1 protein-coding gene is annotated in these 528 nt (G+C 63.1%); it reads left to right on the forward strand.

The window, feature by feature from the left end; all coding sequences use genetic code 11:
* On the forward strand, nucleotides 1–528 hold a 528-nt coding region (locus RZO55_RS02375), incomplete at both ends, for a PEP/pyruvate-binding domain-containing protein (RefSeq protein ID WP_318062699.1).

Raw genomic sequence — 528 nt, forward strand, 5'->3', positions numbered from 1 at the left:
GGACGAACTGGGCGGCCTGGATCCGGAAGAGATGGAGGGGCTGCGGGCGCTGGGCGAGCGGATCCGCACCCACCTGCTGGAGCTGGAGATCCCCGCATCCCTCAAGCGGGAGATCACGGAAGCCTGGAGGAGGGCCGGGGAAGCGCATGCCTACGCCGTCCGATCCAGTGCGACGGCGGAGGATTTGCCGACCGCTTCTTTCGCCGGCCAGCAGGACACCTATCTGAACGTGAAGGGTCGGGAGGAGCTGCTTCAGCACATCCGAAAATGCTGGGCCTCGTTGTTTACGGATCGCGCGATCGCGTATCGGATGAAAAACGGCTATGACCACCGGCAGGTGTATTTGTCTGTCGTGGTGCAGCGGATGGTGAACCCGGAGGTTTCCGGTATCCTCTTCACCGCCGATCCGCTGAGCGGAAACCGGCGGGTCGTCTCCATCGACGCCAGCTTCGGGCTGGGGGAAGCGATCGTATCCGGAAAGGTGTCGGCGGATTTGTACCAGGTGAAGGAGGGCCGCATCCTTCAGAA

The organism is Clostridium boliviensis (genome assembly GCF_033342255.1).
Lineage (GTDB): Bacteria > Bacillota > Clostridia > Lachnospirales > Lachnospiraceae > Lacrimispora > Lacrimispora boliviensis.